Source organism: Streptomyces sp. NPDC045846 (assembly GCF_056431605.1).
The window spans coordinates 446,066-465,943 of sequence record NZ_JBWKKJ010000001.1; the positions used below are offsets into that span (position 1 = coordinate 446,066).

The following is a 19,878-nucleotide window of genomic DNA, read 5'->3' on the forward strand; positions in this document are numbered from 1 at the left end:
CGCACCGCCGGACCCTGCTGTCGCCGACGGCCCTGGCGCCCGCTCAGGCCTCGGACGGCACGAAGCCCAGCGCCGTACTCACCCGGTCGGCCGGCGCCGCGGCACCCTCGACGGCGCGGGCCAGCAGGGTGCGGGCCACTTCCTTGGTGTCGACGCCCTCCAGAGCGGCGCGCAGGCGTGCGGCCAGCCGATCGACCTCGCCCTCCAGCACCTGCTGGGCACCGTCCGCGGGCAGCGGGGGCAGCGTCTCGCCGTCCACCTCTCGCATCAAGGTCTCGGTGACGGCGGTGACGACATCGGTGAGCGGAAGCGGATTGACGGCCAGCGTCAGATGAACACTGGGACTGCCGGGCAGCGCGACACCCGCGTGCAGCCAGCCCGCCGGGAGCCACAGCACATCCAGGGGCCGCAGGACCACCTCTTCCACGGGCGCGTCCGCGGAAGGCCGCACCAGCCAGCGCTTGGCGCCCGCGAGCTGGACGAGGAACGCGCTGTAAGGATCGCTGTGTTCGGCGAAACCCTGGGCGGAGTCCGGCGTCAGGTAGGCGTTGGCGAAGACCCGGGCGCCCAGGTCCGCGGCGAGCGCGCGGGCGAGCCGGCCCGCCGGGGGGTGGAACCGCTGGAGCCCCTGGAGGACCAGCGTCGATCCCCGCCCCAACTGCCGGGCGATCCCTTCCGCGTCGGCGAGTTGCCCGACGGTCGAGGCCGCGTCCGCGCCGGACGCCAGCGTGTAGTGGCGCGGGTTGATCAGTTTGCCGTCCCGCGCCATCCGGAACGCAGGCATGCGCAGCCCGCGATCGGTGACGAGCTCGTCCAGGTCGGCCGGGGAGAGCACCGCGCGCACGGCCTCGTGCGCCGTCGCCGTCCGGGCGCGGCCCGGCCAGCCGCCGGAGAACTCGTCGCCAGAGAACCCCAGGTCACGCAGACTCACTCCGTCTCCCACCCGTTCGTCACCCACCGGCTCGTGATCCGTCAGGCATCGTAGGCGACCGCGAGGCCCGGCGACACACCCGTTCCCGACCGATCGGCCCGCCCGCGCGGGCCAGGCCGCCGCATCGAACCACCGGACCTGTACCGGCACTTCGCAGGTCGGATACGGTCTGGCGGACAGCCACGACACAGGAGGAGCCGGCATGCGCGAAGCGGTCTCGAAGAGCGTCGACCTTGGCGGGGGGCGTCCGGAGGTGCGCCCGCAGGACGACCTCTTCCGCCACGCCAACGGCCGCTGGCTCGACGAGTCCGTGCTTCCCGAGGACCGCGCCGTCAGCGGATCGCTCGTCGATCTGCGCGACGCCGCCGAACTGCACCTGCGGGAGATCGTGGAGCGGGCCGCCGCCGGGGACGCGCCCGAGGGCAGTGACGAGCGGCGCATCGGGGACCTGTACGCCGGCTTCCTCGACGAGCAGCGCGTCGAGGAAGCCGGCGCGAGCCCCCTGCGCCCGGGCCTCGATCTGATAGCCGCCGCCGACTCGGGCCCGGCCCTCGCCCGCGTCCTGGGGCAGGTCCAGCGGTGGGGGGCCACCGGCCTCTTCAGCGCGTACGTGGACCTCGACGCGCGGCGGCCCGACCGCTATCTCCTCCATGTCCACCAGGCCGGGCTCGGCCTGCCCGACGAGTCGTACTACCGCGAGGAGTCCTCCGCCGCCGTCCGCGTCGCCTACCGCGCGCACGTCGAGACGATGCTGAAGCTCGCCGGTGCGACCGACCCGGTCGGCGCCGCCGAACACGTCGTCGCGCTGGAGACCCGCATCGCCTCGGCGCACTGGGACCGGGTGAGCGCCCGCGACGTGGTGCGTGCCTACACCCTCCTCGACCGCTCCGGCCTGGACGCCCTGGCCCCGGCCTTCGACTGGGACGCCTGGCGGGAGGGGACCGGGGCGCCCGCGTCAGCGCTCGCCGAAGTCGTGGTGCGGCAGCCCGACTTCCTTGAGACGGTCTCCGCGCTCTGGGCGGACACCTCCGTCGAATGCCGGCAGGCGTGGCTGTCGTGGCAGCTGGTCCGCGCCACCGCACCGCTGTTGAGCAGGGCCTTCGCCGAGGAGCACTTCGCCTTCTACGGGACCGTCCTGACCGGCGTGCCCGCACAACGCGAGCGCTGGAAGCGGGGGCTGGACCTGGTCGAGTCCGCACTCGGATACGCGCTGGGCCGCCTCTACGTCGCCGAGCACTTCCCGCCCCGGTCCAAGGAGTTGATGCTGAAGCTCATCGACAACCTCGTCGCCGCGCACCGGCACAACATCGAGGCCCTGCCCTGGATGTGCGCGCAGACCAAGGACCGCGCCCTGGAGAAGCTGGACGCCTTCACGTCGATGATCGGGTACCCCGACCGCTGGCGCGACTACAGCGCCCTGACGGTGCGCCGCGACGACCTGGTCGGCAACGCGCGGCGCGCCGCCGCCTTCGAGTTCGACCGGGAGCTGGCCAAACTGGGCGGCCCGGTGGACCGCGAGGAGTGGTTCAAGACCCCGCAGACGGTCAACGCGTACTACAGCCCCCGGATGAACCAGATCGTCTTCCCGGCCGCCATCCTCCAGCCGCCGTTCTTCGACCCCGAGAGCGACGCGGCCGTGAACTACGGTGCCATCGGAGCCGTCATCGGGCACGAGATAGGCCACGGCTTCGACGACCAGGGTTCCAAGTACGACGGCACCGGCGCCCTCCAGGAGTGGTGGACGGAGGCCGACCGTGCCGCCTTCGACGAGCGGGCCGGTGCACTGATCGCCCAGTTCGACGCGCTGGAACCGGCGCAGACGCCCGGACAGAAGGTCAACGGGGCGCTGACGGTCGGCGAGAACATCGGCGACATCGGGGGCCTGACCATGGCCTACCGTGCCTATCTCCGGTCGCTCGACGGCGCCGAACCACCGGTCATCGACGGCCTCACCGGCCCCCAGCGGTTCTTCCTCAGCTGGGCGCGCGTCTGGCGGTTCAAGGCCCGCGACGCCGAGGCCCGGCGGCGACTGGTGGTCGACCCGCACGCCCCGGCCGAGTTCCGCTGCAACGCCGCCGTGCGCAACCTCGCGGAGTTCCACGAGGCCTTCGACGTACGCGAAGGCGACGGCATGTGGTGGGACCCGGCCGACCGGGTGCGGATCTGGTAGCCCGGTCCCCGAACCCTTGCCTCCACCGGGACACCACACGGTGCTCCGGATCGCTCGACCACGCGGCCTCGGCCCCGGCTTCCGCCCGGGGCCCGGCTCTCACCCATGCCGCCTCCCCGCCCGCCCCACACACGTCTGGAGACCCCGCTGCGATGACCACGGCAACCTTCGAAGACCTGCGCGACTTGATGTCGATGATGGCGGGCGACGAGAAACACCGCGAAGCGGCGACCTCGACGGTCGACGCCCTGTGGGTGCTGTACGACCGCGTGCTGCGCGTGACCCCGGAGATGGCCGAGGACCGCGACCGGTTCTTCCTGTCCAAGGGCCATGGCCCCATGGCCTACTACGCGGTACTGGCCGCCCGGGGGTTCATCGACCCGGCCGAGCTGCCCCGCTTCGGTTCCTTCCGCTCGCCGCTCGGCATGCACCCGGACCGGGCGCTGGTGCCCGGTGTCGAGATATCCAGCGGCTCGCTCGGCCACGGGCTGCCGCTGGCCGTGGGCACGGCACTGGGGCTGCGGGCCCGCGGCATTCCCTCCGATGTGTGGGTCCTCATCGGGGACGGCGAGTTGGACGAGGGTTCCAACCACGAGGCGATCGCCTACGCGGGTCGCGTCGGCCTGGAACGGCTGCACGTGATCGTGGTCGACAACCACTCGGCGAGCCACGGCTGGCCGGGCGGCATGGAGCAGCGCTTCGAGGTGGAGGGCTGGTCGGCGGTACGGGCGAACGGCCGGGACCACGACGAGCTGGAGGCCGCCTTCCGTGCCCCGCACCCCGGCACGCCGCGGGTCGTGGTGGCCGACACCGGTGCGCGCTGACAGCCGCCCCGCACCGGGCCGCGCCCCTCGCCGCCCCCAGCCGGCCGACCCGCGGCCGGCCGCCCCGTCGTGAACCCAAGGAGGACCCCCATGGCCGGAATCATGCGCGAGCGCTTCGTCGAGGTGTCGACGCAACTGCTGGACACCCACGAGCGGTTGGCGCTGCTGACCGCCGACCTCACGTCCGCCCTCTTCGACGGTGCCCGCGAGCACCACCCGGACCGGGTGCTCAACTTCGGCATCCGCGAGCAACTCCTCATCAGTGCCGCGGGCGGCCTCGCGCTCGCCGGGATGCGGCCGATCGTGCACAGCTTCGCTCCGTTCCTCGTCGAGCGGCCCTTCGAGCAGATCAAGCTGGACCTCAACCACCAGGCCGTGGGGGCGGTGCTGGTCAGCGCCGGTGCCTCGTACGACATCTCCAGCAGCGGACGCACCCACCAGTCGCCCGGAGACGTCGCCCTGCTCTCCACGCTGCCCGACTGGACGATCGACGTCCCCGGCCACGCCGACGAGGCCGAGGCGCAGTTGCGGGAGGCGGCCGACGGCGACGACTTGGTCTACCTGCGCCTGTCGAACCAGACCAACGCCCACGCCCACGGCATCGTCGACGGCCGTCTGCACCGCGGCTTCCGCACGCTGCGCCAGGGCAGGGCGGCGGTCGTCATCGCGGTCGGCCCGCTCGCCGACGCGGTCCTGACCGCGACCGAGGGACTGGACGTCACCGTGCTGTACGCGGCCACGGTCCGGCCCTTCGACTCCGTCGCGTTGCGGGCGGCCGTCGCCGACCAGCGTGAGCCGGCCGTCGTCCTCGTCGAGCCGTACCTCGCCGGAACCTCCGTCGCGATGGTCGCCGAATCGCTGGGCGACGTGGCGCACCGGGTGCTCGGACTCGGCGTCGCACGCGATGAGTTGCGCAACTACGGCACGCCTCGCCAGCACGCCATCGCCCACGGCCTGGACAGCGCGGGACTGCGCCGCGCCCTCGTCGGGTTCGTGGGCGAGAAGTAGCGGCTGCCGCGGCCCGGGTCAGTCCCGGGCCGCGCGCAGTGCGGGTGTGAGCACGGGCAGCAGGGCCAGGACGATCAGGGCGAAGACGGCCCACATCGCGGCGCGGGTGCCGGCCCACTGGGCGAGCGCGCCGCCCAGCAGGCCGCCCAGCGGCATGGCGCCCCAGGTCAGCACGCGCATCGAGGCGTTCATCCGGCCGAGCAGCTCCGGCGGGCAGACACTCTGCCGGTAGGTCAGCTGGGCCACGTTGCGCATGGAGATGCCGACGGAGAAGGCGAACGAGCCCACCGGGTACAACAGGATGAGCCAGCCGTGGCCGGTGAACGGCATCAGCAGGACGAAGGGCACGATGGCCAGGCTCGGCACCCAGATCGTGCGGGCGGTCCCGATCCGCCGGATCACCGACCGCGCGGTGAGACTGCCCAGAAAGCCGCCGACGCCCTCGCCGGCCAGCAGCAGACCGTAGAGCCCCGGGCTGAGGCCCAAGTCCCGCACGAGCAGGATCGGTTGGACGGCGAGCAGCGCGGTGGTCGCCAGGCACAGCAGCACGCCGCTGGTGACGAGCATGCGCAGGACGGGATGGTGGAGGACGTAGCGCAGTCCCACGGCGATCTGCTGGCGCAGCGAGCCGCGTGCCTCGTTCTTCGGCTGCGGCTCGGACCGCCGGATCGCGCCGATGGACCCGGCGGAGACGAGGAAGCTGACCGCGTCCACCACGAGGGCTCCGACCGGTCCGGCCGCCTGCACCAGCCAGCCGCAGACCGCGGGACCGCTGAAGTAGGCGCCCCGGTTGGCGGTCTGGAGTACCGCGTTGCCTTCCGCCAGCCGGTCGCGTCCTACGAGGAACGGCAGGTACGACAGGTGCGCCACGTCGAAGAACACCGTGGCGGTGCCGGCCAGCACCGCCACCACGTACAGCTGGGCCAGCGTGAGCACGCCGAACGCGTAGGCCAGCGGTATCGAGGCGAGGAGGGCGAAGCGCAGCAGGTCGGTCGTGATGAGCACCGGTCGGCGCCGCATGCGGTCCACCCACGCTCCGGCGGGCAGGCCGGCCACCGCGACCGGAACCGTGGAGGCCGCCGTGAGCAGGCCCATCTGGAACGCGGAGGCGCCGAAGGTGCTCAGGGCCACCAGCGGTAGCGCCACCGTGGTGACCTGACTGCCGAACTGGCTCACGGTGTCACCGGTGAGCAGCAGTTGGAAGCCCCGGTGGGCGCGCAGCAGTGGCCGGTCCGGCGCGGCGGATATCGCGGGGGTGCTGGACGAAGTGGTCATGGCAGGCAGGTCTCCCCACGGATCGAGCCATCACCGCGGACGCTTCGCGGCGCGTGCGAAGGGCCGTCGGTGGAAGGGTGGTTGAGGGCCGCTGTGGAAACGGTGGAGGCCCCTTCGCGCCATGAGCGTAGAGCATGTGCCGGAATCTCCCGGAGGCTCCCTGATCACCCCGGTCCCTGGGCGTGAGGATGTTGTGAGTGCCCTCCCGAACGGAACGTCATATGCGGTTGGAATGGGGACTTTTGGCATGAACAAGCTGATTGACGGGTGGCGGGAGGCGGGCTTACGTTCTCGGTGGCTGCCCGTTGATCCACAAGCGGAGACGCAGTCACCGTCGACGACAAGGAGATCATTGTGAGCATCGACACCCTGATCAAGCCCACTGAGGAAGAGCTGCGCGCTGCGGCGATCGACGAGCTCGACGAGTTCGACGGCGACGCCCCGATGCTCATCGAGAACATCGACTTCGCCTGACCCAGCCAAGAACGCATGTGACGTGACCGACGGTTCGGTGGCTTGTTCCACCCGGCCGTCGGCACGGTTCCCCCCTCGTGACAGGAGAGCCGCCGGTGCCGGTGAGTACGCTGACTGATCTGCTGGAGGACGGCAGCGAGCTGCGCGCGGCGTACTACGCGAGTGAACCCCTGGTGCTGCGCGACGCGGTCGCCCTCGACGGACCGCCGCGCATCAAGGACATCCTCGCGCTGATCGACGGAAGCCTCCTGCGCCGCCCCTACTTCTCCGTCCTCCAGGACGGCATGGCGCCCTCCGACAGCGAACTCCTCGCCACCCGCACGGTCGCCGGCACCCGCGTCGACGGGTTCATCGACTCCGCCGCCGTGGGCCGGCAGCTGGCGCACGGCGCCACCCTCAAACTCAACCAGGTCGAGGACTGGCACCCCTTCCTCCGGGATGTCAACGACGCCCTCAACGCGGTCTTCCCGGCCGAGTCGAAGGCCTTCCTCTTCTATACGCCCGCGGGCAAACGCGGCATGCTCCCGCACCGCGACGGCTCCCGTGTCGTCGCCGTCCAGCTGGAAGGTGCCAAGGAGTGGCATCTGTACGACACACCCCCGGAGTCGGCGGCCAGCGCCGGTCTGGACGTCGACACCTCCAAGGAACGGATCGTCGTCCTGGAACCCGGCGACCTGCTCTACCTTCCGCACGGCACCGGGCACGCCGCCACCGCGATCGACCGCACTTCCCTGCACGTCACCTTCACGCTGACCGAGCCCTCCCCGGCGGCGCTCGTGCAGGCCTACATCGACGAGTGGATCGCCTCGGGCCGCCCCGCCAGGGCCGGCCGGGACGCCGCCTCGCCGCGAACCCGGGCCGCAGCACTGCTGGCCGACCTCAAGGACTTCGGCTCCGGCGTCGACGGTGCCGTGCTCGTCGACCGGGCCCTGGCCACCGCACGTCTGCGAGACGGATCACGATGACGCACACCGACCCCCACGCCGACATCGACACCGGCCTCGCGGGCTGGCTCGCCGAACGCCGGGACGGCCGCACCGCCCGCACCGCGCTGTCCGGCGGCATGGCGCTGCCGACCGCCGCCGACGTGCTCGGCACGATCGACTGCGGCCTGCTCTCGCACCCCTACCTGGAGGTCTACCGGGACGGCGCCAAACGGCCCGCCGCCGAGGTCTTCACGGCTCGCAGGGTCCAGAACCACAAGGTCAACGGCTTCATCCACCACCGCAACGTCACCGGCCAGTACGCCGCCGGCGCCACCTTGCGGCTGCCGTGCGTCACCGACTGGCTGGCCGGCGCGCGGCCCGCACACGCGACGGTCCGCGAGGCGCTCGGTGGGCACATCGAGGCGACCGCCTACCTCGCGGCGGCCGGATCCCCGGTGGCGTACGCGGAGGCGGCCGTGGACGCCGTCGTCCTCGTCTGCTCCGGCAGCGTCACCTGGCACGCCGGCGAGGCGGACTCCGAGCCGCTGGAGGCCGGGGCCCGCACCGCCCTGCACGTCCCGGCCGGCACCACCCGCGGCGCGCACGCGGGCGACGACGGGGACTGCCTGCTGCTGGTCCTCGCCGAACGGTCGCCGACCACGACCGAGATCGTCAAAGCCCTGCGGCAGGCCGGGACCGCCCACCTGGAACAGCAGGACATCCACCGGCGCCACCACTTGATGCCCGTCGACCGGAAGGCGGACTGGGTGCTCGGCGAACTCGCCTCACACTTCGCCGCGATGGATCCGGCGGACCTCCTCCGCCTTGCCACCGGCCGCCCTTGACGGACCCGACCACTGACGGTCCGGCGCACCCGGACGCGACCAAGGCCCCGCATCGACCGCCGAGCGCCGGGCACCCCCAGCAATCGGACCAACGGGAGGACCCCGCAGTGGACCAGAGCCTTGCCCTGCGCAGCCGTTCGCTCGACGAGGTCGAGTGGCTGGCACAGTCGCTGTTGGAACGGGTCGGCGTCACGCGCGTCAGCGAGGTGACCGACCTGGACCTCCTCGGCATCCCCGTCTACCAGTCCGTACGCCCGCTGGCCGCCCGCGGCCTCAACACCGTCACCAGCGGGAAGGGCTACACCCGCCAGGGAGCCCGGGTCTCCGCGATGATGGAGGCCATCGAGCGCCGCTACTGCGAACCCGACGGCCGCCCCGAGGCGCCGCAACCGTACGAGGTCATGTGCGAGCGGATGCCGACGCTCGACCCCCGGCGGCTCGTTCCCCGCCGCGGCCACCGATGGACCCCGCAGACGCCCACCACCTGGTGGCCGATGCACTGCCTGCGCAACGACGTCGACATCGCGGTGCCCGCGGTCGCCGTCTTCACGCCCTTCCCCCACGAGGGCGGGCTGATGTCGTCGAACACCATCGGCCTCGCCGCCGGCAACGACCCCGTCGACGCCACCGTGCAGGCGCTGTACGAGGTCATCGAGCACGACAGCACCGCCTTCGGCGAGAAGCTGGGCCTCGGCCACCGTGTACCGATCGACACCCTGCCCGACGCGCACCGGGAGGTCGTCGAACGTTTCGAGCGGGCCTCGATCAGCGTCACCGTGCACGCCTACACGGGCGGGCTGCCCGTTCCCACCTTCTTCGTCACCACCGACGACACCCACTCCCGCGACGGAATGCTCTTCAACGGGGGAGCGGGCTGCCACCTCAACCCGGAGATCGCCCTGATGCGGGCGCTCACCGAGGCGGCGCAGTCCCGCCTGGTCGTGATCGCCGGGGCGCGCGAGGACCTGGAGGGCCAGGCCTACCGGCGCCACGCCTCGTACGACGAACTGCGCGAGTACCTCCACACCTGGAGCGAGGGCCGGCCCTGGCTGCCGTTCCACGCGATCCCCGACCGCAGCTCCGGCGACAACGCGGCAGACCTCGCCTTCCTGCTCGACATGCTCGGTGAACACGGGCTCCACCTCGTCCTGCGCACCAGCCTGGCCCCGGAGGGGCTGCCCTTCTCCATCGTCAAGGTCGTGGTTCCGGGCAGCGAGTTCACCCACGTCGACCACTTGCGGGTCGGGGTGCGCCTGTTGAACGCACGCGGGGCGGAACGACCGGACTGGACGGCGGCATGGCAGTGAAACTGACGGTGTACGCGGGCAGTTCACTGCTGCCCCAGGACATGGAGAGACTGGGCGGGACCGCCGACACCCTCGGGGTCGAGCTGGCCATGCGGCCACCGATCATCCGCGGCGATCTGCTGCGGACCCCGACCGAAGGCAAGTGGAACAACCGCACCCTCATCCTGGACGGGCAGTTCGGCCAGAACCTCTCGGTTTCCGTCACCGAGATCCGCGAGTACCTCGGGCGCGGCCTCTACCTCGCCGGCGCCTCCTCCATGGGCGCGCTGCGTGCCGTGGAGTGCCGCACGCTCGGCATGATCCAGCACGGTTGGGTCTGCGAGCAGTACCTCGCCGGACACGTCGAGTCCGACGCCGAGGTCGCCCTGCTGATGGACCCGGTCACCAGCGAAGCGGTCACCGTGCCCCTCATCAACGTGCGATGGCTGCTGCGGACCCTGGGCGAACGCGGCGAACTGGACGCCGTGACCGCCGCGACCGCCCTGGAGGTCGCCCAACGCGTGGGATACCGTGCCCGGCTCCCCGAGGCGCTCGCCAACGCCTTCCGTCGCGCCCTGCCCGCCGACGCCGCGGATCTGCTGGCCAAGCAGTTGGAACCCGAGGTGATCCCCGACTGGGACCGCAAGCGGCTCGACGGCGTCGAAGCAGTGGAGACCGAACTGCACGCCCTCGCCCGCTTCCCCTCCCACGCCTGACCCCGCCCCGGGCAGCCCTCGGCCGCTCGAACCGCGCACCCGCACCCACCCGTCAGGCCACGGCCGCCACGGAGGACGCCTCCCAGGCGAAGCCGTCCGGGTCGGTGAAGGGGGCGCTCGCGCCCGCGATGGTGAGGCGGTGGGCTCCGGTGCCTTCGGGGGAGACCCCGGCGTCCTTGGCCAGGGCGCGGCGCTTGTACAGCGCCAGCTTGACCGCGCCGGTTCCGGCCGCGAACTCCACGTACTTGCTGCCGAAGCTCTTCGCCACGGCGAGGCCCTGCTCGACGTAGAACTTCTTGCTCGCGCCCACGTCCGTCACTCCCAGCAGGAGTACGAAGTCGTCGATCTCCCGGGTGGCCGGGCCGCTGTCCTTCTTCGCCGAGGTCGCGACCTTCCAGATCGCGCCGTCCGGCGCCTGCACGACACCGCCGTAGCCCCACAGCGACTTCGTGACGGGCTTGAGGGAGGTGGCTCCGGCGGCGAGGGCCGCGTCGATGTGCAGGCGGACATCGGCCGGCTGGGACACGGTGAGCGCGAGCGTGAACCCGCGGAAACCGGTGCTGGGGGCCTGGGCGGCCCGCAGGCGTACCTGCCCGTCCAGGCCGAAGGCGGCGGCGTAGAAGCGGTCGGCGGCCGTGCGGTCGGCGACGTCGAGGGTGACGCTTTCGATGGAAGTCATGGTCATCACGCTAGGCGCGGCCCGCGGCCCGTGCTTCTCCGTTCCTGCCCGGTCCCGGGACCGCGGCGGCACCGCGAGGGAGGCTCCTGCGAGGGGCAGCGCATCCGGCTGTGCCAGGGCCGGGCAGGCTCGCACCCACGCTTGGCCTGGTGGGGGAGGGAACACCGAGCGGGCGGAGCCGGTTGCAGCCAGCATGAAAGCCATAGGTATGGACGAGTTCGGTGGACCGGAAGTGCTGCGCGTCCTGGAATTGCCCGAACCACAGGCGGGTCCCGGAGAGGTGCGGATCCGGGTGCACGCGGCCGCGGTGAACCCGACCGACGTCGTGCTGCGGCGCGGGGGCCACGCGGGGCGCATGCCCGGCCAGCGGCCCCCGTTCGTGCCCGGCATGGACGCCGCCGGTGTGATCGACCAGCTCGGCCCCGGTACCGGCGACAGGCTCGCCGTGGGTCAACGCGTCGTCGCCATCGTGCTGTTCGCCAGTGAGCGCGGCGGGGCCTACGCCGAGTACGTCGTGGTGCCCGCCGCTTCCGTGGTGCCCGCCCCCGAGGGGGTGGATCACGCCGCCGCGTCCACCCTGCTCATGAACGCCATGACCGCTCGCCTGGCCCTGGACACCCTGGCCGTGCCCCCGGGCGGGACCATCGCCGTGACCGGCGCGGCCGGAGCAGTCGGCGGGTACACGATCGAGCTGGCCAAGGCCGACGGGCTGACCGTCATCGCGGACGCCGCCCCGCACGACATTCGTCGCGTACGGGAATTCGGCGCCGACCACGTTGTGGAACGCGGCTCCGACGTCGCCGCCCGCATCCGGGAGCTGGCGCCTCACGGCGTTCCCGGCCTCGTGGACGGCTCCACGCAGACCACCGACGTCATGGCCGCCCTCGCGGACGGTGGGACTCTGGTCGAGTTGCGCGGCTGGTCCGGCCCGGCCGAGCGCGGTATCCGCGTGTGCCCGGTGGTGGTCACCGACGGTCTCACCGACACCGAGCGGCTGGACGCCCTGTGCCGCCAGGCCGAGGCGGGTGTCCTGTCGCTGCACGTCGCCGACGTGCTGCCCGCCGAGGAAGCGGCCAAGGCCCACCGTCTCCTGGAGGCCGGTGGCCTGCGCGGCCGGTTGGTCCTGGACTTCTCCTAGCCGGCCCGTTCCTTGACCCGGATCGCCTGAAGGCCGCCCGCCATCGGGCGATCGGCTGGGGGCGGCGGCTGTTCGGAGACGCCGCGTGGACCGCGGGCGAAGACGGCCGGTCTTGCACTGCGGGGCGTCAGCCGGACGTAGGCCGCAGGACGAGGCACACGAAGCCGAACGCCTCCCGGTACACGCCCAGCCATTTGTCGCGGTGGGTGGTGGCTGCTGCCAGGGCCTGGGGGCTCTCCGGGTCGTCGGGGTGGTCCAGGGCCCATGTGCTCAGGGAGCCCGTCCACGCCCATTCGTAGGCGTCCAGTTCCTGGCGGGTGCTGATGTGGCCCTGGACCGGGGTCCAGCCGTGGGCGGCAACCTGGGCCAGGGTGGTCGGCAGGTCGCTGAAGTCGCCCAGCATGTCGACGGCTTCGGCGGACGGCTCGTTCATCCAGAAGCCGTCGCCGATCAGCACGCGTCCGCCGGGCGCCAGATGCTTGCGGGCCGCCGCGAGGGTGGCGAGGAGGCCGTCGAAGGCGTGCGTGGCGCCGACGCTGAGGACCAGATCGAAGGCGTGCGGCGCGGTGAAGGCGCTGGCGTCCTCCTGGTGGAGGACGAGGCGGTCCTGCACGCCGCGCGCCTCCGCCGCCGTACGCGCGCGAGCCAGCGAGCCCGCCGCGATGTCCACGCCTTCGGCCCGCAGGCCGGGGTGCAGGGCCAGGGCGCGCAGCAGCCACTCGCCTCCGCCGCAGCCGAGGTCGAGCACGCGCGCCTGGCCGTGGGGGACGGCGTGTTCGAGCAGGTGGCGTACCGAGTCGTCGTCGAGCGGGGCCGCGATCGGATGGTCCGCGTGGGCGAGACTTGAGATCTGTTCACGGTTCATTGGGGGAGCCTGACAGGGGCAGTGGCCCCTCGCACGCGATTTCCTTGGGCGACCGGGAAACGCCGAGTGCCCAACTATGCGTCGCTGGGCGGCGGTTACTTTTCGCGAAGGGCCGCGTCGAGTACGTAGTACAACGTGTCCAGGCGGCTGCGACCGGGGCTGCGGGGCGGCATTCTGCTGACCAGGCCGCGTACTCGGTGCGGGGCGCTCCCGATCGCTCGCCGGATCTCCTCGTCGCCGACCCCCGCGTCCCCGCCCGCCGCGAGCTCTCTGGCCCGCGCCTCGTACACCACCGGGGCCAGTGCGTGCCTCGACTGGTGCGGGGTGGCCAAGGGGTGGATGTACGGAGTCGCCGCCGCGTAGCCCGCGGCCCGGGCGGCGGCCGTGGCGGCCGGGTCGGTGAGCTCGCGCGCGGCCGCGAGAGCAGCCCACGCCGCGGCACGCAGTTGCCCGGTCCGCTTTCCCTCGCGCACGAAGGCGCGAATGCTCTCGACGGCCTCGCGGGGGCGGCAGTCCGAGGGGGCCCGCACCTCGAACAGGGGCAGCACCGGCTCGACATGGTCGGCGGCCCAGAGCGCGAGTGCCTGGCGGTCTTCTTCGCTGATGGTCACCTCGTTCACGAGTACATCCTGCCGGTTGTGGTGCCGGGGCTGAGGGGAGGGTTCGGCCCGGCGGGCTGGAACGCGTTGGGATGAACTCGGGCTGTTGGCCAGTGGGTTGAGGGCGATGTGGCCCCTGTCAGAGCTGGAAGGGCCAGACGCCGACGCTGTCCGCTGCGACGCGGATCTCCACCCAGGCGCCGTCGCCGCCCTCCGGCGGCGGAGCCATGTCGGGAGAACAGGTCACGTGGTCGAAGAGGATGTGTGCGCCTCCCACTTCGAGGGTGGCCAGGCCGTCCGAGGCGATGGCGAGCCGACCGCGCAGGAACACCTGGTCGCGTTCCTGCCGGACGCCGGGCCCGGCGTCCGCGGCCACCTGGGTGTTGCGGCCCCAGACAAGGTCCTCGTCCACGCTCCACTCGATGTGGTGCCCGCCGTCCGCCTCCTCCGCGGCGCCGCGCCATACCGCCACGGCGGTGCCGACGGCCGAGTGCACGCGGACCTTCAGCGGTGGGCGAGGAGCCCCGAGTGCCGCGGGAGTTCTCTGCGGCAGCCTCTCGACCCGGACCCACATTCCCCGATCATCCCCGATCCCGTACGAACGCATGCGATGGCCCGCTCCCGCGGGATCGCCCAGCGTATCGAGGGGTTCACGGGTGCGTGGCGTCGTTCTGAGGGGGCCGGGCCGCCGTGGTCAGGCGGTTGGCCAGGGTTGTGACCAGGTCGCGGAGTTCGGGCGGGCGCTCGATGACGAACGGGCCGTCCAGCGAGGCGAGTACGGCGGGCAGCCAGTCGAGCCGCTCGACCCGCAGCTCGGCGCGGAACCAACTCCCGCCCTCGGGTGGCAACTTGGTCAGCGTCGCGAGACCGGCGGGGAGGTGGGCACGGATCTGCTCGGCCGTCCCCTGGATCCGCAGTGTCACCTCGTGCCGGTAGGGCGCTGTGGCGAGCCCCGCCAGGACGCGCTCGGCCGGGTCGATCCCGGCGGGCGGCACGAACGAGCCCGGGAGGGTCCGCGCGTCGGCGATGCGGTCCAGCCGGAACGTCCGGTCCTCGCCGATCGCCGGGTCCGCGCCCGTCACGTACCACCTGCCCGCGTGGCTGACGAGGCCGTACGGGTGCAGGGTGCGCTCGCTGCGCCGGCCGTCGGCGCTGGTGTACCGGATCGAGACCGGGCGGTGGTGGCGCACCGCGTCGGCGAGGGGGAGCAGCACCGCGCTCCGCGGTGCGGCCGGTGTGCCGGGCGGGGCCGTGAACGCGAGGGTGGCGAGCACGGCGTCCAGCCGATGCCTGAGCCGCTCGGGCAGGACCCGCCGGACCTTGGCCGCCGCGGTCTCCCCGGCCGCGCCCGCGCTCGTCGTGAGACCGGCCCGCCGGCCCGCGACCAGGCCGAGAAGCACGGCCAGCGCCTCGTCGTCGCTCAGCATGAGCGGCGGCATGCGGTAGCCGGAGACGAGGCGGTAGCCGCCGTAGCGACCGCGTACCGACTCGACCGGCACGTCGAGGTCGACGAGGTGCTGGACGTACCGGCGTACCGTCCGCTCGTCCACGTCGAGCTGTCCGGCGAGTTCGGCGACGGTCCGGGTGCCGCCGGACTGCAGAAGTTCCAGCAGGGTGAGCACGCGGGCGGTGGGTCGGGCCATAACCGGAAGTCTCTCTCATATACCGGGCGGATTCTGTCCGGTATTGGTCCTAGCGTGTGGCCAGAGCCGCGAACGGCTCTTCCCATTCCGCCCCCCCCGCACACGGAGAGAACCCATGAACTTCGTCTCGGTCCGCGTCATCACCGGCGACATCACCCGCCTCGTCTCCTTCTACGAGCAGGCCACCGGAGTGCGGGCGGACTGGTCCACCGAGGACTTCGCCGAGCTCCGGACCGCCGCCGCCACCCTCGCGATCGGCAGCACGCGGACGGTCCCGATGTTCGCGCCCGGCGCGGCGCGCCCGGAGGACAACCGCAGCGTCATCCTGGAGTTCCTCGTCGAGGACGTGGACGAGGTCCATCAGCAGTTGACCGGTTCCGGCAGGGGCGAGGACCTCGTCCAGCGGCCCACCACGATGCCGTGGGGCAACCGCTCGCTCCTCGTGCGCGACCCCGACGGCAACCTGGTGAACTTCTTCACGCCCGTCACCGCGGCCGCCAGGGAGCGGGTCGCGCGTTGAGGACAGCGGGGCGCGCGTGCTCGTGCGAGTGTGGTCCGCGCCCCGCCCGTGTGTCCGTGGGAGTGTGGCCCGGCGCCCCGCCCCGGTCAGGCCTTGGTCACCGGCTCCTGGAGCTCGGTCACCCACTCGTCCCGGTTCTCCGGACACTCCAGGTTGATCTCCCGCGGGTAGCCCGTCGAGCGGTAACCGTGGGCGTCGATCCAGCGGCCCAGGGTCTGGACGGTCGGCAGGATGGTCTCCATCGAGCCGTGGTGCACGATGGTCGCCACCTGGTCGACCGGCGGCAGGTCCACGATCCGCACTCCGTCCTTCTCCCCGGGCGGCGCGGTGACCTCCACGCCGGCGTGGACCAGGATGGCGCCGTCCGCGGTGTCCTCGTAGTACGCGACGCCGGGACCGCTCGGCGTGACACCCGCCGCGTCGAGGCGGCGGAACAACTCCCCGTACAGCGGCTGGATGACCGGGCCGATGGTGTCGAAGTCCGGTGCCACACCGGTCAGTTCGGCCACGCGTATGGACGGCAGGCTCTTGATGACGACGTCGTTGCCGGGCATGTGCCCCTCGCTCTCGATGGACCGGAGCCTCGCCTCGACCTGGACCAGCCGGGTGGCCGCGGCTTCCCGGGCGGCCTCCAGTTCGGCCCGCCGCAGCCGGAGCATGCCGCGCAGTTCCTCGGTGGTGACCTTCTCGTCGAGGATCTCCCGGACCTGCTGGAGGGTGAAGCCGAGGTCCTTGAGCGCGATGACGCGGTTGAGGCGGGCCAGTTGGGCGGCCGAGTAGTGCCGGTAGCCGGTGGCGGGATCGACGTGGGCCGGGTGCAGCAGTCCGGTCGCGTCGTAGTGACGCAGCATCCGGACCGAGACGCGGCCGTGCCGGGCGAAGTCTCCGATGGTGAACATGATGTCTCCGAGTGGAACGCCTGACACGGTGTGAGGGTCAAGAACCTACCGGTCGGCCTCCGCTCGGGCCCGGCCCGGCGGCCGCCCCTCCGTCGAGGTCAAGTAGCGTCAGCGGCATGAGCATGCCGCCTCCGTCTCCGCCGCAGGGCCCCTACCACCCCCAGCCCCAGGGCCCCTACGGCGCCCCGCCGCCCGGGCCTCCCGCGCCCGGCCCCTACGGAGCGCAGCAGCCCTGGCCGCAGCAGCCCCACCCCCAACAGGGCTTCCAGCAGCCCCAGTTCCCCCAGCAGCCATTCCCCCAGCAGCCGTTCCCGCCGCAGCAGGGCTGGGGCGTGCCGCCGATGGGGCCGCCTCCGCCGCGCAAGAACCGGACCGGTCTGGTGGTCGGCATCATCGCCATCGTGCTGGTGGTGCTCGGCGGTCTGGGATTCTCCGTGAACAGACTCCTCGGCGCGGCCGGTGGCTTCCCCGAGGCGAAGTACCGGCTCACCGTGCCGCCCACGCTGATGAACGGCCAGTACACCCTCGCCCAGGACCTGTCCGACAAGGGCAGGGAGGGCCTCAAGGGAACCTCGCAGGCGGACATCCGGGATCCGCGGGCGGCGATGGGCCAGTACTCGGGAGCCAAGGGCGACGGCACGTCGATGGTGCTGTCCGGCATTTACGGCAGGGTGAAGTCCCCGGAGCGGGAGCGCGACAGCATGCTGCGGGGCGCCCGGGAGGCCGATGGCGCCACCGTCGCGGCTCCGCCGAAGGACGCCACGCCCGCCGGGTCGGACGTCCGGATCCACTGCCAGGTGCTGACCAAGTCGCAGGGCGCTCTCAGCATCACCTTCCCGATGTGCGCCTGGGGCGACAGCAACACGGTGGGAAGCGTGGCGGTCGTCAGCCCCGCGTCAGCCGGACAGAAGGCCGCCGACATCGACGTATCCGAGGCGGCCGGACTGACCGCCAAGGTCCGCGACGAGATCCGCAAGCCCATCGGCTGAGGACCCGCCGCGCCGCCACCGGGGGCGAGCCTGTCGACGCCGTTGCTGCGGTCCCTATCGGCCGAGGACCCACGGCGGCGCCATCGGTGACGAGCCTGTCGACGCGGTCTCCGCGGCCCATCGGCTGAGAACCTTGGGCGCTGCCACCGTAGTTGAGTCGTCGGCGCCGTCACGGCGCCCCCGGTCGCCGCCCCGCCGGTGACCGCGCGCCGCGTGCGTAGCGTCCTCGGCCGAGACCGTGGACGGGCCCGAACCGTCGGCCCACGCCGGGCCCTCCCGCGGCTTTAGAATGCATTTCCAGGGTTTTCGGGTGATGGCTACAGGGGGCGGATCGATGGGCAGGCTGTGGGAGGGGTGGGACCGGGCGGGGCAGCGGAGCGCCGAGGAGATGATCGCGGAGGCGCGCAAGGCCTTCTTCGTCATGTTCGGGCTCATGGTGGTCGTCTGGGCCCTGCAGATCGTCAACTGGCTGTCGGACTACCGGCTCGACACGGACTTCGGTGTCATCCCGCAGGACCCGGGCCGGCTGGGAGCCATCCTGGTCGCGCCGTTCCTGCACTTCGGCTGGAGCCACATCGAGGCCAACTCGGGCCCGCTGTTCGTCTTCGGGTTCCTGGCGGCGTACCGCGGCGTGGTCCGCTTCCTGTGGCTCACTCTGCTCGTCGCCGTGACCAGCGGGCTCGCCGTGTGGATCTTCCAGGGCTCCAACACCCTGGGTGTCGGCGCCAGTGGCGTGATCTTCGGCTACTTCGGATACGTGGTGCTGCGCGGGCTGTTCGACCGGCGGCTCATCGACACCCTGCTCGGCGTGGTCATGGCGGCCTCGTTCGCCTACCTGGTGACGGTCGCCGTCCCCGGCACCCCGGGCGTCAGCTGGCTGGCGCATCTCGGCGGCCTGGTCGGCGGGATGGTGGGTGCGTACCTCCTGCGGGACGGCCGCCGTCCCGCGGCCGCCTCCGGCGAAGAAGGCCCGGGAGCGGCGCTCGACCCCGGCCGTGCGGACCTGCACAAGGAACTCCGCGACCTGGGTCTCCTCTGAACGACCCGCGTCGCCCGTCGTCCGGGGGACCGGCACAGGGGGAATGGGGGCCGTTCCCTAGACTCCCGGGATGGCCAGCGATCTTCTTCGTCTCACCGTCCTGGGAAGTGCGACTCCGTACGCGAGCGTCGACAATCCCTGCTCCGGCTACCTGGTGTCCAGCGGCCGCACCCGGATCTGGATGGACGCGGGCAGCGGGACGCTGGCGCAGCTCCAGCGGCACGTCCGGCTCGACGAGGTGGACGCGATCTGGCTCTCCCATCTGCACGCCGATCACAGCGCGGACCTGCTCACCGCCTACTACGCGGCGCTCTACGCAGACCTGCGGCTCACCGCGCCCATCCCCCTGTACGGCCCGCCGGGCACCGCCGACCGTCTGGCACATTTCCTCACCAACGGTCCGGAGCGCAGCCCGGTCGAGTCCGCCTTCGCCGTCCACGAACTGTACGACGGGCACCAAGTGCGCGTGGGAGCAGTCACGTTGACCAGCCGGGCCGTGCGCCACGGCATGCCCGCCTTCGCCGTACGGGTCGAGGCCGAAGGCCGGTCGCTGGTCTACTCGGGGGACACGGCGCCGTGCGCGAACCTGACCCGGCTGGCCGAGGGGTGCGATGTGCTGCTGTGCGAGGCCGAGAGCGCGCACGCGCAGGTGGGAGAGGAGCGGGTGCACCACACGCCCGAGGACGCCGGTGACACGGCTCGCGCCGCCCGGGCGGGCCGGTTGATCGTGACCCACGTGGGCCGCGCCCTCACCCCGCGGCAGGCGGTGGCCCGCGCCTCGGCCGGGTACGACGGTCCCGTCGACCATGCCGCCCCCGGGATGACCTTCTCGATCGGTTAGGGCCGGGCCGGTCGACGTGCGGGACGTCCCCGGTCGGCCATGGGCCGCATCCCAAGTGCCTGCTCACAGCGGTGGGACGGGCGGGACGCCTCCCGGGAGGTTCCGGGCCGCTGTCGCCCGGTGCCCGCCTGAACAAGAGTGGGCGCAACGCCGGTGGGGAGCCGGCGAGGAGCGCCCGGGGACCCGGAGAGGGCGGCGCGGGCGTTCCGCC

The 19,878-nt window shown here is 72.3% G+C and carries 20 protein-coding genes; 12 read left to right on the forward strand and 8 right to left on the reverse strand.

What is annotated here, in order from left to right; all coding sequences use genetic code 11:
• Positions 1-43: 43 nt before the first annotated feature.
• A complete protein-coding gene (locus tag AC07F3_RS01995; RefSeq protein ID WP_479109503.1) occupies positions 44-931 on the reverse strand; it encodes a JmjC domain-containing protein in 888 nt (295 codons plus the stop codon).
• A gap of 202 nt (positions 932-1,133) precedes the next feature.
• Between AC07F3_RS01995 and AC07F3_RS02000 the strand changes: the two genes are divergently transcribed.
• From AC07F3_RS02000 to AC07F3_RS02010, 3 genes are all read left to right on the forward strand, one after another.
• Complete coding sequence (locus tag AC07F3_RS02000) at positions 1,134-3,101, forward strand: M13 family metallopeptidase (protein ID WP_479109505.1); 1,968 nt, start codon at positions 1,134-1,136, stop codon at positions 3,099-3,101.
• A gap of 152 nt (positions 3,102-3,253) precedes the next feature.
• A complete protein-coding gene (locus tag AC07F3_RS02005) occupies positions 3,254-3,925 on the forward strand; it encodes a thiamine pyrophosphate-dependent enzyme (RefSeq protein WP_479109507.1) in 672 nt (223 codons plus the stop codon).
• A gap of 90 nt (positions 3,926-4,015) precedes the next feature.
• Positions 4,016-4,933, forward strand: coding sequence for a transketolase family protein (locus AC07F3_RS02010; protein ID WP_479109509.1), 918 nt, complete (start codon positions 4,016-4,018; stop codon positions 4,931-4,933).
• Between the two features lie 18 nt (positions 4,934-4,951).
• Here AC07F3_RS02010 and AC07F3_RS02015 read toward each other — a convergent pair whose 3' ends face one another.
• Positions 4,952-6,208, reverse strand: coding sequence for an MFS transporter (locus AC07F3_RS02015; RefSeq protein ID WP_479109511.1), 1,257 nt, complete (start codon positions 6,206-6,208; stop codon positions 4,952-4,954).
• A gap of 575 nt (positions 6,209-6,783) precedes the next feature.
• Here AC07F3_RS02015 and AC07F3_RS02020 point away from each other — a divergent pair.
• The 4 genes from AC07F3_RS02020 (at position 6,784) to AC07F3_RS02035 (ending at position 10,455) form a co-directional block, all read left to right on the forward strand.
• Positions 6,784-7,647, forward strand: coding sequence for a JmjC domain-containing protein (locus AC07F3_RS02020; RefSeq protein ID WP_479109513.1), 864 nt, complete (start codon positions 6,784-6,786; stop codon positions 7,645-7,647).
• On the forward strand, positions 7,644-8,453 hold the full coding sequence (locus tag AC07F3_RS02025; protein WP_479109515.1) for a hypothetical protein: 810 nt from the start codon (positions 7,644-7,646) through the stop codon (positions 8,451-8,453). The genes AC07F3_RS02020 and AC07F3_RS02025 overlap by 4 nt, the downstream gene beginning before the upstream one ends.
• 107 nt (positions 8,454-8,560) lie before the next feature.
• Positions 8,561-9,760: a YcaO-like family protein gene (locus AC07F3_RS02030; RefSeq protein ID WP_479109517.1), complete on the forward strand. Its 1,200-nt coding sequence runs from the start codon at positions 8,561-8,563 to the stop codon at positions 9,758-9,760.
• The gene (locus AC07F3_RS02035) at positions 9,751-10,455 is read left to right on the forward strand and encodes a TfuA-like protein (RefSeq protein ID WP_479109519.1); all 705 of its coding nucleotides are present in this window, start codon (positions 9,751-9,753) and stop codon (positions 10,453-10,455) included. Before AC07F3_RS02030 ends, AC07F3_RS02035 begins: the two co-directional genes overlap by 10 nt.
• 52 nt (positions 10,456-10,507) lie before the next feature.
• On the opposite strand, the gene AC07F3_RS02040 is transcribed toward AC07F3_RS02035, so the two are convergent.
• Entirely contained in the window at positions 10,508-11,134 is a 627-nt protein-coding gene (locus AC07F3_RS02040; RefSeq protein ID WP_479109521.1) for a glyoxalase, read from the reverse strand.
• A gap of 193 nt (positions 11,135-11,327) precedes the next feature.
• Between AC07F3_RS02040 and AC07F3_RS02045 the strand changes: the two genes are divergently transcribed.
• Positions 11,328-12,272, forward strand: a complete 945-nt coding sequence (locus AC07F3_RS02045; protein ID WP_479109522.1) for a quinone oxidoreductase family protein — start codon at positions 11,328-11,330, stop codon at positions 12,270-12,272.
• A gap of 127 nt (positions 12,273-12,399) precedes the next feature.
• Here AC07F3_RS02045 and AC07F3_RS02050 read toward each other — a convergent pair whose 3' ends face one another.
• From AC07F3_RS02050 to AC07F3_RS02065, 4 genes are all read right to left on the reverse strand, one after another.
• Positions 12,400-13,137: an SAM-dependent methyltransferase gene (locus AC07F3_RS02050; RefSeq protein ID WP_479109524.1), complete on the reverse strand. Its 738-nt coding sequence runs from the start codon at positions 13,135-13,137 to the stop codon at positions 12,400-12,402.
• Positions 13,138-13,232: 95 nt separating this feature from the next.
• Entirely contained in the window at positions 13,233-13,757 is a 525-nt protein-coding gene (locus AC07F3_RS02055; RefSeq protein WP_479109526.1) for a putative immunity protein, read from the reverse strand.
• A 118-nt stretch (positions 13,758-13,875) separates the two neighbouring features.
• Positions 13,876-14,232 carry a hypothetical protein gene (locus tag AC07F3_RS02060; protein ID WP_479109528.1) on the reverse strand — a complete coding sequence of 119 codons (357 nt, stop codon included), beginning with the start codon at positions 14,230-14,232 and terminating at the stop codon, positions 13,876-13,878.
• A 154-nt stretch (positions 14,233-14,386) separates the two neighbouring features.
• Positions 14,387-15,379: a helix-turn-helix transcriptional regulator gene (locus AC07F3_RS02065; RefSeq protein WP_479109529.1), complete on the reverse strand. Its 993-nt coding sequence runs from the start codon at positions 15,377-15,379 to the stop codon at positions 14,387-14,389.
• A 115-nt stretch (positions 15,380-15,494) separates the two neighbouring features.
• On the opposite strand from AC07F3_RS02065, the gene AC07F3_RS02070 reads away from it, so the two are divergent.
• Complete coding sequence (locus tag AC07F3_RS02070) at positions 15,495-15,899, forward strand: VOC family protein (RefSeq protein WP_479109531.1); 405 nt, start codon at positions 15,495-15,497, stop codon at positions 15,897-15,899.
• A gap of 86 nt (positions 15,900-15,985) precedes the next feature.
• Here the strand turns inward: AC07F3_RS02070 and AC07F3_RS02075 are convergent, their stop codons facing one another.
• Complete coding sequence (locus AC07F3_RS02075; protein WP_479109533.1) at positions 15,986-16,798, reverse strand: MerR family transcriptional regulator; 813 nt, start codon at positions 16,796-16,798, stop codon at positions 15,986-15,988.
• Between the two features lie 116 nt (positions 16,799-16,914).
• Here AC07F3_RS02075 and AC07F3_RS02080 point away from each other — a divergent pair, with 116 nt between their 5' ends.
• From AC07F3_RS02080 to AC07F3_RS02090, 3 genes are all read left to right on the forward strand, one after another.
• Complete coding sequence (locus AC07F3_RS02080; protein WP_479109535.1) at positions 16,915-17,787, forward strand: hypothetical protein; 873 nt, start codon at positions 16,915-16,917, stop codon at positions 17,785-17,787.
• 334 nt (positions 17,788-18,121) lie between these two features.
• On the forward strand, positions 18,122-18,826 hold the full coding sequence (locus AC07F3_RS02085; protein ID WP_479109537.1) for a rhomboid family intramembrane serine protease: 705 nt from the start codon (positions 18,122-18,124) through the stop codon (positions 18,824-18,826).
• Positions 18,827-18,896: 70 nt separating this feature from the next.
• The gene (locus AC07F3_RS02090) at positions 18,897-19,667 is read left to right on the forward strand and encodes an MBL fold metallo-hydrolase (protein WP_479109539.1); all 771 of its coding nucleotides are present in this window, start codon (positions 18,897-18,899) and stop codon (positions 19,665-19,667) included.
• Positions 19,668-19,878: the final 211 nt, after the last annotated feature.